This is a genomic window from Fictibacillus enclensis (assembly GCF_001457035.1).
GTDB lineage: Bacteria > Bacillota > Bacilli > Bacillales > Fictibacillaceae > Fictibacillus_C > Fictibacillus_C enclensis.
On sequence record NZ_KQ758617.1, the window covers coordinates 221133 to 234158 of the forward strand.

Sequence of the window (13026 nt, forward strand, 5' to 3'; positions counted from 1 at the left end):
ATATTAGCATGAAAGAAACATATGAGAGCGGTCTCACACCGGATCAATAAAACAACATCCCGGCTCTTTTGTGCCGGGATGTTGTTGTTTTAAGGGTCGAGCCTTCTGAAGCGTGCTTCAAAGAGCAGGTAAACGCCGTAGGCAACGAGACCGAGAGCTACTATGGTCAGGAGAACCTGCCCATAGGGCTGTTTAACAAGCTCCGCAAGTGCCCCGTCCAGTCCTTTCGTTTCATCAGGGTCTGCCTGGACGGCTGCACGGATGAGAAAGATGCCCATAATGGCAAAGACGATTCCGTGGGCGGAAATTCCAAATTTGCCAATGTAACGTGCTGTTTTCCATTCTTTTTGATTCATTTCTTCGCGCTTCAGTTTGTTTAAATATTTTTCCTTATAGGCCTTATAAAAATTAAAGATTCCTACCCCGATCAGAATGGCGCCAAGGAGCCCAATGATGAACTGGCCAAAAGGCTGAGCAAGAACTTTGGCTGAAAGTGTCTGGTATTTCTCGCTGGAGGAACCACTGCTAGCTCTGAATATAATCTTGATGGCACTTCCGCATAAGCCGAAATAGACACCTGCAACAATGAGGTAGCTTATGCGTGCCATCCATCCTTTTGCATCCTTCCCTTTGTGCTCGGGATCAAAGATTGCCATGATGACTTCCCACAACGCATAGCCGGCAAGCCCGACAGCGAGCACTGCAAGCAGAATGGAGCCAAAAGGCTGCTTGGCGATCGTGTAAAGTGCACCAGAGGAAGTAGCGAGTTTCCCCTCCAAACCGAATGCAGTCATAACCGCAAGTACTCCAATGAGAATGTAAACGGCACCTTTCGACAGGTGGCCAAACCGGGCCATGCGAACAATCCATGGCTCGGCTTCTTCTTTGTATTCTTCAGCTTTTCTTTCAGCGTGCTCTTTGTGCTGTGACAAATCTTTATCCATATGGGTGCCCCTTTCAAAGGTTCTATGTACTTAGTACCCATTTTCTCCAATTCATCAAACTAGCAGACAGCTGTCCAAACCCATATTCCATAATTTGCATACCATAGAAAGAAACCTTATGCAATTTAATCTAAAGGGAGGGTTATATATGAAAGAACATTATTATGGGTTATGCTGTCAATATATGGGTCAGGATGTTGAAATCACCACCACCGATGGAAATCGATACGTAGGAACCATCCAAAATGTTGATGCGGAAAATGTGTATTTGCTTCCCCATCAGGATGATGGAACAGGAAGGTTCTTTCCGTTATTGGGTGCAGGGCTGATCGGTCTTGGACTCGGTACGATTGCCGGATTTGCACTCGCTCCGCGTCCGACAGTTGCCTTTGGCTACGGTTATGGGTACGGTGGTGTGGCTCCCTTTCCAGGCGCTTATGGAGGCGTACCGGGAGGATTTGGCGGCTACCCTGGTTATTATGGAGGCTACCCTGGTTATTATGGCGGCTTTCCGGGTGGCGGCTTTGGGGGCTTCTAATGCACGTATGAAAAACTCATCTGCAAAAACGATGAGTTTTCTTTTTTTTACTGAACAGAATAAAAGTTCTGGATACCGTACAGACTTGACATTATGGCGGAAAAACTGTACTATTTTTTCCATAATCGAAGATCATAACGCAATGACAGACCAATAGTATCTGAGCCTCTTTAGAATGAAGCGAACCGGGGATGGTGAAAGCCCGGTCAAATGTTCAGAGAAACGGAAGTCTCGAGCCATTAATTGACCAAAGCGGATGCAATAGTGATTGCATCAATTGGGGTGGAACCGCGTGAGTACAGCTCTCGTCCCTGGACAAACAGGATTTGTCTATGGGCGGGGGCTTTTTTGGTTTTCAAAAAGCAAATGCGAATAAAGGAGAGAATGACATGAGTGTGACAATGGAGCAAGTCGTCAACATGGCGAAACAGCGCGGATTTATTTTTCCGGGATCTGAAATCTACGGAGGACTTTCAAATACTTGGGATTATGGCCCGCTCGGTGTGGAGCTGAAAAACAATGTAAAAAAAGCCTGGTGGAAAAAGTTTGTTCAGGAGTCCCCTTACAATGTAGGTCTCGATGCTGCAATCCTGATGAATCCACAAACATGGGTGGCTTCAGGACACATTGGAAACTTCAATGACCCAATGATAGACTGTAAACAGTGTAAAGCACGCCACCGTGCGGACAAGCTCATTGAAGATGCGCTTTCCGAAAAAGGCATTGAAAAGATTGTGGATGGATTGTCATTTGATGAAATGGAAAAATTGATTGAAGAACATAACATTGCCTGTCCTGAATGCGGAGCACATGATTTTACTTCCATCCGCCAATTTAACCTGATGTTCAAGACATTCCAGGGGGTAACAGAGTCCAGTACGAACGAAATCTATCTTCGCCCTGAAACAGCGCAGGGGATCTTTGTAAACTTTAAAAACGTTCAGCGTACCATGAGGAAAAAGCTGCCGTTTGGTATTGCACAAGTAGGCAAAAGCTTCCGAAACGAAATCACGCCAGGAAACTTTACATTCCGTACTCGGGAATTTGAACAGATGGAACTTGAATTCTTCTGCAAACCGGGAGAGGAATTGAAATGGTTCGATTTCTGGAAGCAATACGCCCATGATTTCCTATTGAATCTTGGCATGAAGCAGGATAAGCTTCGCCTTCGTGATCATGAATCCGAAGAGCTTTCTCACTACAGCAACGCGACGACAGATTTTGAATATCAGTTCCCATTTGGATGGGGCGAGCTCTGGGGAATTGCTTCCCGCACCGACTTTGACTTGAAGCGCCACAGCGAACATTCCGGAGAAGATTTCAATTATATTGATCAGGAAACGAACGACCGCTATGTTCCGTATTGCATCGAACCATCGCTTGGAGCAGATCGTGTCACCCTTGCCTTCTTGATTGATGCTTATGAAGAGGAAGAGCTGGAAGGCGGAGACACACGAAATGTGCTTCATCTGCACCCTGCCCTTGCGCCGTTTAAAGCAGCGGTACTGCCACTTTCCAAAAAATTATCCGAGGAAGCGCGTGAAGTGTTCGCAGGTCTTGCCAAGGACTTTATGGTGGATTATGACGAAACCGGATCAATCGGAAAACGGTACCGCAGACAAGATGAAATCGGAACGCCGTTTTGTATCACGTATGATTTTGATTCGAAGGAAGACCAGCAAGTAACAGTTCGTGACCGTGATACAATGGAACAGGTGCGTATGCCGGTATCCGAATTGCGTGCGTTTCTCGAGCAAAAAATCAGCTTCTAATCACTTTACATTTTTTTCGCTCGTGGTAAGATGAAAATAACTTCATATTATAGCAACACTGGGGGAGCCTTCCTGGCTGAGACTGAACGCATTGTTCTAAACCCTTTGAACCTGATCTGGATGATGCCAGCGTAGGGAAGTGCCACTGCACAGCTTTGACAGCTGCTGCAGCTGATTTGAAAAAACAGTGAATCAGCCACTCTTTCTACGCAAAGAGTGGTTTTTTTGTATGGAAATGAGGAATGGAAATGTACCCATTGGAGTTCCATGTCATCACGGACGGCAAACAGAGCGAAGACCGTATTCTTTCAGTGTCATCCATCCTTGCCCCCCATGTGACAGCAATACATATCAGAGAAAACAGCCAGGCTGCAGGCGACATTTACAGTTTGTCCGAAAAGCTGAAGCAATGTGGGATACAAAACGAAGCCATTTATATGAATGACCGTGTGGATGTTGCGGTAGCTGCAGGACTCGGCGGCATTCATTTAAAGGAAAGCAGTCTTGCGCCAGATGTGGTCAGGCATCATTTTCCTTCTTTTAGAATCGGTCAGTCAGTCCATTCGAGGGATGGGGCGATCCAGGCGGAACAGAAGGGGGCGGACTATCTTTTCTTTGGTCATGTTTTTTCAACCGAAAGCAAAAAGGATAAAGAGCCAAGGGGACTTGATCAATTGCAGGAGGTGGCCGAAGCGGTCAGCATTCCGGTTCTCGCCATAGGAGGAATTTCTCCGGAGAGAGTTGGCGCCATTGTCAGCGCAGGAGCATCGGGCATTGCTGTCATGTCAGGAATCTGGAAGGCGGAAGATCCAGTTTCGATAGCCAAACAGTACAAAGCAGTTTTAATGAAAGAGAGTGATCAGGATGCGCAAACATTATGATGTCATCATCGTCGGCGGAGGGGTCATTGGCAGTTCGATCGCCTACTTTCTTCGCCGTCACACCCCTTACAACGTTCTTGTATTGGAACGAAACAAAATTGGAAGTGAAGCCTCTTCTGCGGCGGCCGGCATGCTCGGAGCCCAGGCGGAGATTCATGAAGCAGGCCCGCTGTATGAGATGGCCAGACAGAGCAGGCAGCTTTTTCCGGAACTAAGTTATGAACTTAAGGAAATCAGCGGTGTGGATATGGAATGGGTGGATAAAGGATTGTTTAAAACAGCCAAAGACAGCTGTGAGGCTGAAAGGCTGCAGGATTTGGCTGCCTTTCACAGGGCTAACGGACAGCCCGCCGAGTGGATGGACGTGGATGAACTTTGTAAAAAGGAACCAAACGCATCAGCGGAGCTGGCGGGCGCCCTGTTTTTGCCGAAGGACGGTCAGGTGAATGCTCCCAAGCTGACTCAGGCCTACGCCCAGGCCGCTGTAAAGCTGGGTGCCGATTTTATGGAGTATACAGAGGCTGTTGGCTTCGAATTTGCCCAACTGGGAACAGGCGTGCAAACCAGCGCAGGCACGTTTTATGGGGAAAAACTGGTGCTGGCTTCAGGCGTATGGACAGGGAGACTTGCTGCCCAGACAGGCCTTCATATGCCGGTCTTTCCCGTAAAAGGAGAATGTCTGTCACTGAATTTTATGGAGCCTGTCATTACCTCAAGCATCATTTCAAAAGACTGCTACCTTGTGCCGAAACAGGGAGGCAGACTGGTGATCGGCGCGACGATGCGTACGGGAACCTATGACCGGAAAGTAACCGCTGAAGCCGTCGGGCAATTGCTTGAGGGTGCGATAAAGGTGGTTCCCGGCATCCGTAATGGAGAATGGGAGAAGGCGTGGAGCGGCTTTCGTCCGCAAACACCGGACGGCCTGCCGTATATGGGGAAACATCCCAACCATTCCAACATTTATTTTGCAGCCGGGCATTTCAGAAACGGAATTCTTTTGAGCCCGATTACCGGGCAATGGATAACCGAGCTGGTTTGCGGAAGGAAAGAGGAGCAAAGTCTGAATGAGTTTGCTCCCGAACGGTTTGTACTTGAACAAATGAAAGGATGAGGGGACATGAAGCTGATCGTAAACGGAAACACAATGGAAGTTGCCCGGGTTCAGACGGTTGATGATTTAATCAAAGAGCTAAAGCTGGCTGGCAAGGGGGCGATCGTAGAGCTTAATGAAGAAATCTTGAACAAAAGCCAGCATGCCGAAACGGTATTGGCCAACGGAGATAAAGTAGAGATAGTCCATTTTGTAGGAGGAGGATGAGCATTATGCTTAAAATTGGAAACCATGAATTTTCTTCACGTCTTCTTTTGGGAACGGGAAAATTCCCGGATTTTGATGTTCAAAAAGAAGCGGTTAACGTATCAGGTACAGAGATTCTGACATTTGCAGTCAGGAGAATGAATATTTTTGATCCGGAACAGCCAAATTTTTTAGAAAAGCTGGATGCGTCGAAATATACTCTGCTTCCCAATACGGCGGGTGCCAAAACAGCAGAAGAAGCGGTCAGGATCGCAAAGCTGGCAAAAGCATCAGGTTTATGTGATATGATTAAGGTAGAAGTTATAGGAGATTTCAAGACCCTTCTGCCTGATCCGGTAGAAACGCTGAGAGCGTCGGAGATCTTGCTGAATGAAGGATTTACGGTTCTGCCTTATGCTTCTGATGATGTACTTCTTGCAAAGAAATTAGAGGACCTTGGCGTGCATGCCATTATGCCCGGAGCTTCACCCATTGGTTCGGGCCTTGGAATCATCAACCCCTTAAATATCAGCCTGATCGTCGAGCAGGCAACGATACCGGTTATTGTGGATGCCGGGATCGGATCGCCGGCAGATGCCGCGTTGGCGATGGAACTCGGCGCTGATGGTGTGCTGCTGAACACAGCCGTCTCGGGCGCAGAGGATCCTGTGAAAATGGCAAAAGCGATGAAGCTTGCGATCGAAGCGGGAAGGCTTGGTTATGAAGCGGGACGAATTCCGAAGAGACGGTATGCCACGGCAAGCAGCCCGCTGGAGGGAATGAGTGTTTAATGAACGATCGCTACTCCAGGCAGATCTTATTTGATCCGATCGGAGAAGGGGGCCAGGAGCTCCTGGCCAATAAGCATGTACTGATCATTGGTGCTGGGGCACTGGGCACTGGAAATGCAGAAGTTCTTGCCCGTGCGGGCGTTGGGAAGATCACAATCGTCGACCGGGATTATGTGGAGTGGAGCAACCTGCAGCGGCAGCAGCTGTTTTGCGAGGAAGATGCAAAATACCGGATGCCCAAAGCGGTGGCGGCAAGAGAACGGCTGGAACAGCTTAACTCTGATATCCAGGTCGAAGGGCTTGTTATGGATGCAGGTGCCGAAGAGCTGAGGGAGCTGACAGAATTTGTCCACCTCATCATTGATGCCACGGATAATTTTGATACAAGGCTTCTGATTAATGATATTTCTCAGGAAACCAAGATCCCATGGATCTATGGTGCCTGTGTGGGAAGCTATGGCCTTTGCTATACCATTATACCGGGAGAGACTCCTTGTCTTAGCTGTTTGCTGGAAAAGGTGCCGATGGGCGGAGCTACGTGCGATACAGCAGGCATTATAGCACCCGCTGTACAGACGGTTGTAGCCCATCAGACAGCGGAAGCGTTAAAGTTGTTAACCGAAAACAAGGAAGCACTCCGGAACAAACTGGTTTCCTTTGACCTATGGAACAATTATTACATGGCGATGGATGTAAGGAAGTTAAAGAAACAGGATTGTCCTTCCTGTGGAAATCATCCAACGTATCCTTTTTTGAATCCCGAAAACCAGACAAAAACAGCCGTGCTCTGTGGAAGAGATACCGTGCAAATCCGTCCCTCTGAGCATGGGGAACGGGATCTGGAGGAGCTTTCCGGGGTGCTGGCACGATTGGGAGGCAGGATTGAACAAAATCCGTATTTGCTCTCCTATCGGGCGGATGAACAGCACCGGCTTGTTTTCTTCAAGGACGGACGAGTTTTAATCCATGGTACGAAAGATATAGCTGAAGCGAAAAATCTGTACTATAGTTTGATAGGATAATTGAATAGCACTCTGCTAGGGGAGCCGGAAACGGCTGAGACTGAACCTTTGTTCTACACCCTTGGAACCTGATCTGGATGATGCCAGCGTAGGGAAGCAGGCTTGCGAAACGGTTTTTAGACGAATCGATCATACAGCCGCCTTCCTCATCTGGGGAAGGCGGTTTTTTATATGCATAAGGATCAGCGATAAAAATCCTCATTGATATGTTGATTGGAGTGCAAGGTGCGAGATCCTCGAAAATGAACTTCACATTTTCTTCGTGCGATGTAACGCTGCTGAAGCGTTCCTTGTCCAGCGGGATATGCGTGACAGGTGAGAGCAGGTAGGCGTTTTACGCCGGCAAGGTAGGCGTTTTACGCCGGCAAGGTAGGCGTTTTACGCCGGCAAGGTAGGCGTTTTACGCCGGAAAGGTAGGCGTTTTACGCCGGCAAGGTAGGCGTTTTACGCCGGCAAGGTAGGCGTTTTACGCTGGCAAAGGCAGGTATTTTACGCCGGCCAATGGGGAGCTTGCGCCGCGGGGCTCATAAGTAGGCACTTGCGCCGGTCAAAGCGAGCATCCTGAAACGGAAAGCAACTGCTTTCAAGAGCAACAAAGGTTCAGCAGATAAAGGAGGGTGAGCATGAGCAGTATTCAGGACAAGATTAATAAGTTGGCAGATGAAAGAAAAGAGGATTTGATCGAGATTCTTCGGTCGCTTGTGGCCTTCCGGACAGAAAGCCCGCCGGCCAGAAATACTGAGGAAGCCCAGCATTATATCAAATATCTTCTTCGGGACCTCGGGTTTGAGACAGAAGAGTGGGGGCTGTTTCCGGGTGACACGATAGTGGCTGGAACCAAACCCGGGAGAAACAGTGAACAGTATCAAAGTCTTATCCTCAATGGGCATATCGACGTGGTAGCGGCAGGAGATGAAGATGAATGGGAGCATACGCCGTTTGAATTAAGGAAAGACGGAGATTTTTTGTATGGAAGAGGCACAGCTGATATGAAAGGAGGAATGGCCTCCACACTTTTTGCGCTGCAGCTGTTACGGGAATTAGGCGTCGAACTGGATGGCGATTTATATTTTCAATCCGTAACAGGAGAAGAAGCCGGTGAAGCTGGAACAAAATCATGCGTCGACCGCGGCATGCAAGCTGATTTTGCCGTTGTGGCGGATACATCCGATCTTGCCATCCATGGGCAGGGCGGTGTGATTACAGGCTGGATCACGATAAAAAGCAAAACCACTCATCATGATGGCCTCCGTTCCCGATTGATTCATGCCGGCGGAGGCATTGTTGGTGCAAGTGCCATTGAAAAGATGATGAAAGTCATACAGGGGCTGCAGGAGCTTGAGCGTCACTGGGCCGTAACCAAAGTCTATCCCGGGTTTTTGCCGGGCAGCACAACGATCAATCCTTCGGTTATTGAGGGGGGAAGGAATGCGGCCTATATTGCGGATGAGTGCAGGCTTTGGATTACCGTCCATTTTCATCCGAACGAGACTTATAAAGAGGTTGCGGAGGAAATTCAGCAGCATGTCCTTGCCGTTGCCCAAGGAGATCCTTGGCTCAAAGAAAATCCGCCTTCCTTTGACTGGGGCGGAAAATCGATGATCGAAGACAGAGGAGAGATTTTTCCTGCTATTGATATTGATGAAAATCATCCGGGGCTCGTCATGCTGAAGAATCAGCATCACCAGGTATCCAAGCAGGAGGCTGTCGTTTCCATGTCACCGACAGTGACAGACGCGGGCTGGCTGGGACAAGCCGGGATACCCACTGTGATTTACGGCCCCGGAAAACTGGAGGAAGCCCATTCGCTAAATGAGAGAGTAGAGCTTCAGCAGTTAATCCATCATGCAAAAGTTCTCGCCGGGTTTATTGAAAAATGGTGCAATACAGAAAGGAGCACTTTAAATGGTTAAGAGTAGCCAGCAGGACCGATTTACCCGCCAGCTCCATGACCGGGTATTGCAGGTATGGGAGCAGATCCACCGCCATCCTTTTGTTCAGGGAATTAAGGATGGCTCCCTGCCGATGGAGCGCTTTATGTTTTACATGAAACAGGATTATGTATTTTTGAAGGATTACGCCAAGCTGTTCGCACTTGGAGCGGTAAAAGCAGAAGATACTGAAACAATAAAATGGTTCTCCGGCCTTCTGCATGAAACGCTGCACACAGAGATGGATCTTCACCGCAGTTATTGCAAAGAAATCGGCATCGGTGAGGAGGAACTGGAGAACGAAAAGGCGACGCCTATAAATCTCGCGTATACGAGGTATATGCTGGCAGCGTCCCAGCAGGGGAGCCTGGCCGAACTGGTCTCTTGCCTTTTGCCATGCATGTGGAGCTATCACGAGATCGGAACCATGTTGAAAAGGGAAGCAGGAAACCTGTCCGGCCATCCTTATGGCCCTTGGATTGAAATGTACGCTTCTGAAGACTTCGGCAGTCTTTCACGTTGGCTGAAGGATAAGCTTGATGAATGGGCGGAAGGAAAAACCAATCAGGAGCTAGAGGCTTTGCAAAACCATTTTCTAACTACGTCACGATTTGAGTTCATGTTTTGGGACATGGTTTATTACGGGCATGAATGGCCGGTATAGTCCTGCAAAAGGAGAGCGAATGAATGACATTCATGATGAAAAATGTTTCTTACAGCATGAAACAAGGCGGGCAGTACAGACCCATCTTAAAGAACATAAATCTCTCAGCGGCGGCAGGAGAATTTGTCTCCATTATTGGCAAAAGCGGCACAGGAAAAAGTACAATGCTTAAACTCGCATGCGGTCTGGAGAAGCCGGATGAAGGGGAAATCCTGATTCAAAATGAGCCATCCGTCCCGGGGGCAGCAGGCTATATGCCTCAAAAGGACCTTCTTCTTCCCTGGCGTACGGTCATGGATAACCTGCTTCTGTCACCAGAGGTTCAAATGCAAAAAAAGGAAAAGAGAAAAGAGGCGGAAGCTCTCCTGGAACGGGTGGGACTGTCCGCATTTGAGAAAGCCTATCCACATGAGCTGTCCGGGGGAATGCGTCAGCGAATCGCTTTTTTGCGCACATTGTTGACGGGAAAAGAGGTGCTTTTTCTGGACGAACCATTTGGCGCTCTTGATGCCATGACCAAAAAGGATATGCACCAATGGATGGCTGCGCTATGGAGAGAACTGAACAAAACCATCGTACTGGTCACACATGACCTCCACGAATCGGTTTTTTTAAGTGACAGGATTATTGTTCTCCACCCATCCGGTGAGACGGAAGAAATCATGGTTCAGCTGCAAAGGCCGAGAGAGACATATCTATCCCCTGAAATAACAGAGCTGATCAATACATTGGAGAGCAGAATTACACATGAATCGTATCAAAGCATTTTTTAAGGATTATTATTTATTTTTGATGGCAGCCATCCTCCTGCTTGGTGCATGGGAATGGCTTGTGGATACCGGCAGGCTGCCGTCTTTTATTCTGCCGGCACCGTCAGGCATCCTACTGTCTCTTTTTGAGAACAAGGACATATTGCTTTTTCATGCATGGGCCACGTTTAAGGAAACGATCCTTGGCTTCGTTATAGCGGCAGTGGCTGGTGTTTCACTTGCGGTTGCCATGTTTTTTTTCAAATCGTTACAACGAACAATTTATCCCGGGGTATTGATTTCCCAGACCATACCGATTATCGCGCTGTCACCGATTTTTGTCCTTTGGTTTGGCTACAGCATATGGAGCAAAGTCGCGGTTACTGTTTTGATCGCTTTCTTCCCCATTGTGGTGAGCACCTATGACGGTCTGAACCATCATGATCGGGATTATGTGGATCTTTTGCGTTCCATGGGAGCAAGAAGATGGCAGATCTTTAAAAAAGTACAGATGCCCATGGCACTTCCCTCATTCTTTTCGGGCATCAAACTTGCTGCTGTATTTTCAGTCGTGGGTGCAACAATCGGTGAATGGCTCGGGGCAAGTGAAGGGCTCGGCTACTATTCCAGAAGAATGTCAGGCAGTCTGAACGCAGAAGGTGTCTTTTCCGCCATCTTCCTTTTGTCCCTGCTTGGCATGTGTTTCTTTGGGGCAGCAGCACTTGCGGAAAAACGAATGTTCAGATGGAAAGAAATCAGAAAGGATGTACAACATGAAAAAGTGGATAAAACACAGTAAATGGCTGCTTGCAGGGTGTCTGCTTCTCGCACTTGGTGCCTGTTCCTCTTCCGCGACTAAAAGCGGGGAAGGGAAAGATAGATTGAAGAAAGTGAGCGTGATGCTCGACTGGTACCCGAACGCAGTGCATGCCGGAATTTATGATGCCATTGAGAAAGGTTATTTTAAAAAGGAAGGCATTGAGGTGGACGTGAAAATGCCGGCTGAAACCAATGATCCGTTAAAGCTTGTGGCAGCCGGGCGTACGGACCTTGCATTGACCTACCAGCCGCAGGTTGTGCTTTCACGTGCCGAAAACATTCCGGTGGTTTCTCTTGGAGCGATGGTGAGGCATCCGCTTAATCATCTGATGGTGCCAGAGAAAAGCAGCGTTCACACACCTAAAGATCTTGAAGGAAAGAATGTAGGTTATCCGTCTATTCCGATTAATGAAGCTATTGTTAAAACGATGGTAAAACATGACGGGGGAAATCCGGATAACGTAAAAATGACGGATATCGGATGGGATATCATTCCGGCGATGGCTTCTAAAAAAGTTGACGGCATCTCCGGTGGCTATATCAACCATGAACAAATTTTGCTGAAAAAAGAGGGGCACCCTGTCCGATCCATCGATCCAGTAAAATACGGAGTGCCTGATTATTATGAGCTGGTACTTGTTTCGAGCGAAGATGGATTGAAGAAAAACAGGAAGCTTTACCAAAAATTTTGGCGGGCTCTTTCAAAAGGACAAAAGGATGTACAAGAGCATCCGGAGAACGCGTTGAATATTTTATTTCAGCATGAAAACAAAGAGTTTCCCCTGGATCAAAAGGTAGAAAAGAAAAGCCTTCGAATTCTTCTGCCCTTGATGGACAGTGGCAGCAAACCCTTTGGGTATCAGGATCAAAAGTCGTGGAATAAGGTTTCAGAGTGGCTTTATGAGACAGATATGATCAAAAAGAAAATAGATACCCAAAAAGCCTATATTAATCTGGAAAAATAACAGAGTAGACTCCGCCTTGTTTGGTTATGTTAAGTACCAGGCAAGGAGGTGTCCGGCATGGCCAAAAATGAAAAAATCCGCAAGCAAAACGCGGAGCAGCGAAAAGGAAAGGCGGATATTCCGAAGGGAACGTTTGCTGATCCAATTGCCAATCAGGATGATATCGCCGAAATCAAGAACAACAAGGACAGCCAATAACGAAGAACACGCCCTGATTTCAGGAGCGTGTTTTTTTGATTTTGTTGTATGCTAGAAAGAAGAATAGGGGGTGCGGGAATGCTGATATGGGAACAGAGCGGGCTGGAGAAAGTGATGGATGAACTAGAGATTATGAACTCCAATCCATTTTATAATGAGCTGTTTTACGGGAAAGGCAAAGTGGACCCGAAGGATGGCAAGCCGTGGCTGGGTTTCCTGATGGTTGCCAAATCCTGTCAAAACCAGGGATTGGCAGAAAAGCTTTATACGGAATGCGAAAATGAGTTAAGAAAGATGAAGCTCCACGTATTGCGGCTCGGAATCTTAACGGGTAATGCTCCTGCGTTGAGCTTTTGGAGCGGAATGGGCTTCAGAGAAATCGAAATTAAAGAAAACGAGGGGGGGAAAATACATATTTTTGAAAAACAATTTTAACCCTTCTGATGCTCCTC

General features: G+C 47.7%; 15 protein-coding genes and 2 riboswitches. Of the genes, 14 read left to right on the top strand and 1 reads right to left on the bottom strand.

Going from position 1 to position 13026, the window contains the following annotated elements:
- Nucleotides 1-89: 89 nt before the first annotated feature.
- A complete protein-coding gene (locus tag AS030_RS01200; protein WP_061967487.1) occupies nucleotides 90-944 on the bottom strand; it encodes a DUF1206 domain-containing protein in 855 nt (284 codons plus the stop codon).
- A 148-nt stretch (nucleotides 945-1092) separates the two neighbouring features.
- Here AS030_RS01200 and AS030_RS24100 point away from each other — a divergent pair, with 148 nt between their 5' ends.
- The 14 genes from AS030_RS24100 (at nucleotide 1093) to AS030_RS01265 (ending at nucleotide 13009) form a co-directional block, all read left to right on the top strand.
- The gene (locus AS030_RS24100; protein WP_176716369.1) at nucleotides 1093-1482 is read left to right on the top strand and encodes an LSm family protein; all 390 of its coding nucleotides are present in this window, start codon (nucleotides 1093-1095) and stop codon (nucleotides 1480-1482) included.
- Nucleotides 1483-1871: 389 nt separating this feature from the next.
- A complete protein-coding gene (locus tag AS030_RS01210; RefSeq protein WP_061971403.1) occupies nucleotides 1872-3254 on the top strand; it encodes a glycine--tRNA ligase in 1383 nt (460 codons plus the stop codon).
- Nucleotides 3255-3304: 50 nt separating this feature from the next.
- A riboswitch (TPP riboswitch) is annotated at nucleotides 3305-3409 on the top strand.
- A gap of 93 nt (nucleotides 3410-3502) precedes the next feature.
- A complete protein-coding gene (locus AS030_RS01215; protein WP_061967489.1) occupies nucleotides 3503-4135 on the top strand; it encodes a thiamine phosphate synthase in 633 nt (210 codons plus the stop codon).
- Nucleotides 4119-5249 (top strand): glycine oxidase ThiO, encoded by a 1131-nt coding sequence (gene thiO / locus AS030_RS01220; protein WP_061967491.1) that lies wholly within the window; start codon nucleotides 4119-4121, stop codon nucleotides 5247-5249. Before AS030_RS01215 ends, thiO begins: the two co-directional genes overlap by 17 nt.
- A 6-nt stretch (nucleotides 5250-5255) precedes the next feature.
- Nucleotides 5256-5456 carry a sulfur carrier protein ThiS gene (gene thiS, locus AS030_RS01225; RefSeq protein ID WP_061967493.1) on the top strand — a complete coding sequence of 67 codons (201 nt, stop codon included), beginning with the start codon at nucleotides 5256-5258 and terminating at the stop codon, nucleotides 5454-5456.
- A 5-nt stretch (nucleotides 5457-5461) separates the two neighbouring features.
- Nucleotides 5462-6226 (top strand): thiazole synthase, encoded by a 765-nt coding sequence (locus AS030_RS01230; RefSeq protein ID WP_061971406.1) that lies wholly within the window; start codon nucleotides 5462-5464, stop codon nucleotides 6224-6226.
- On the top strand, nucleotides 6226-7248 hold the full coding sequence (locus tag AS030_RS01235; protein ID WP_061967496.1) for a thiazole biosynthesis adenylyltransferase ThiF: 1023 nt from the start codon (nucleotides 6226-6228) through the stop codon (nucleotides 7246-7248). Before AS030_RS01230 ends, AS030_RS01235 begins: the two co-directional genes overlap by 1 nt.
- Nucleotides 7249-7255: 7 nt before the next feature.
- Nucleotides 7256-7360, top strand: a riboswitch (TPP riboswitch).
- A 511-nt stretch (nucleotides 7361-7871) separates the two neighbouring features.
- Nucleotides 7872-9161: an acetylornithine deacetylase gene (locus AS030_RS01240; RefSeq protein ID WP_061967497.1), complete on the top strand. Its 1290-nt coding sequence runs from the start codon at nucleotides 7872-7874 to the stop codon at nucleotides 9159-9161.
- The gene (gene tenA / locus AS030_RS01245; protein ID WP_061967499.1) at nucleotides 9154-9843 is read left to right on the top strand and encodes a thiaminase II; all 690 of its coding nucleotides are present in this window, start codon (nucleotides 9154-9156) and stop codon (nucleotides 9841-9843) included. The genes AS030_RS01240 and tenA overlap by 8 nt, the downstream gene beginning before the upstream one ends.
- A 23-nt stretch (nucleotides 9844-9866) precedes the next feature.
- Complete coding sequence (locus AS030_RS01250) at nucleotides 9867-10616, top strand: ABC transporter ATP-binding protein (RefSeq protein ID WP_061967501.1); 750 nt, start codon at nucleotides 9867-9869, stop codon at nucleotides 10614-10616.
- On the top strand, nucleotides 10591-11391 hold the full coding sequence (locus AS030_RS01255; RefSeq protein WP_061967503.1) for an ABC transporter permease: 801 nt from the start codon (nucleotides 10591-10593) through the stop codon (nucleotides 11389-11391). The genes AS030_RS01250 and AS030_RS01255 overlap by 26 nt, the downstream gene beginning before the upstream one ends.
- Nucleotides 11366-12376 carry an ABC transporter substrate-binding protein gene (locus tag AS030_RS01260; RefSeq protein WP_061967505.1) on the top strand — a complete coding sequence of 337 codons (1011 nt, stop codon included), beginning with the start codon at nucleotides 11366-11368 and terminating at the stop codon, nucleotides 12374-12376. The genes AS030_RS01255 and AS030_RS01260 overlap by 26 nt, the downstream gene beginning before the upstream one ends.
- A 57-nt stretch (nucleotides 12377-12433) precedes the next feature.
- Nucleotides 12434-12574 (top strand): hypothetical protein, encoded by a 141-nt coding sequence (locus AS030_RS23320; protein ID WP_156412539.1) that lies wholly within the window; start codon nucleotides 12434-12436, stop codon nucleotides 12572-12574.
- Nucleotides 12575-12652: 78 nt separating this feature from the next.
- Complete coding sequence (locus tag AS030_RS01265; protein ID WP_061967508.1) at nucleotides 12653-13009, top strand: GNAT family N-acetyltransferase; 357 nt, start codon at nucleotides 12653-12655, stop codon at nucleotides 13007-13009.
- Nucleotides 13010-13026 lie beyond the last annotated feature (17 nt).